Genomic DNA, 1,204 nt, shown 5'->3' with positions numbered 1-1,204 from the left:
TTGACCTGCCCCCGGTTTTAGTACGAAGCACAGTTAGAGTCCGAGGTTAAAAACTCTTGCTCATGCCCCTGCGCAAACTGCATCGGGGTCAGGTAGCCGAGCGAGCTGTGAGGCCGCTCGGTGTTGTACTCGATACGCCATTCCTCAATCAGCCGCCGGGCGTGGCGCATCGAGGCGAACCAGTGCTCGTTCAGGCATTCATCGCGGAACCGCCCGTTGAAGCTCTCGATGTAGGCGTTCTCCACGGGCTTGCCGGGCCGGATGAACGATAGCGTGACACCCGCTTCGTAGGCCCAGGCGTCCAGCACCTTACCAGCGAACTCCGGACCGTTGTCCACCGTGATAGACGCGGGCAAGCCTCGCATCTCCTTCAGTCGTTCCAGCACTTGCTTCACTCGCAAGCCCGGCAACGAGGTGTCGACCTCGATGGCCAGGCACTCGCGCGTGTAATCGTCGACCACGTTCAGGCAGCGAAACCGCCGACCATACGCCAGTCCATCGGAAACGAAGTCCATCGACCAACTCTGGTTCGGGCCCGTTGGCAGCGACAGCGGCTTGCGCTCGACAGCCGCAATGCGCTTGCGTCGCCGCTTGCGCACGCTCAGTCCCGCCTTGCTGTACAGCCGCCAGATGCGCTTGTGATTGGCCAGCCAGCCCTCCCGCTGCAACAGCACGTGAATCCGGCGATAGCCATAGCGGCGCCTCTGCGCGGCGATGGCCACCATCCGACCCGTCAGCACTTCGTCGTCAATTCGGCGGCGCGATTCGTAGTGGAACAGCGAGCGCGAAATCCCTACCAGCCCGCAGGCCCGGGTGACACCCATGGCGCGTTCGGTCATCAATGTCCGGACCGCTTCGCGCTTGGCCTGCGGGCTTGCTACTTTCGAGACAGCAGGTCCTTCAGCGCGGCGTTGTCGAGCATCGATTCGGCCAGCAGGCGCTTGAGCTTGTTGTTCTCTTGCTCCAGCCCCTTCAGGCGCTGCGCTTCGGACACCGTCATCCCGCCGAACTTCGCTTTCCAGTTGTAGTAGGTCGCGTCCGAGATGCCGTACTTGCGGCACAGCTCCGCCGGCTTCACGCCGGCCTCGGCTTCCCTCAGCACGCCAATAATCTGTTCTTCGGTGAATCGCTTCTTCATGACCGTTCCTCTCTTGGGAACGGACTCTACATCGTCAACGTACTAATCGCGGGGAGCAGGTCAATG

1 protein-coding gene is annotated in these 1,204 nt (G+C 61.9%); it reads right to left on the bottom strand.

Annotated features, from left to right (window positions below):
• Positions 1-17: 17 nt before the first annotated feature.
• A protein-coding gene (locus C404_RS58700; RefSeq protein WP_404944703.1) for an IS3 family transposase occupies positions 18-1,138 on the bottom strand; the annotation gives its coding sequence in 2 pieces (ribosomal slippage) (positions 18-889 and positions 889-1,138; 1,122 coding nt in all).
• Positions 1,139-1,204 lie beyond the last annotated feature (66 nt).

The organism is Ralstonia sp. AU12-08, assembly GCF_000442475.1.
Lineage (GTDB): Bacteria > Pseudomonadota > Gammaproteobacteria > Burkholderiales > Burkholderiaceae > Ralstonia > Ralstonia insidiosa.
This window is presented reverse-complemented; position numbering and strand designations above follow the sequence as displayed.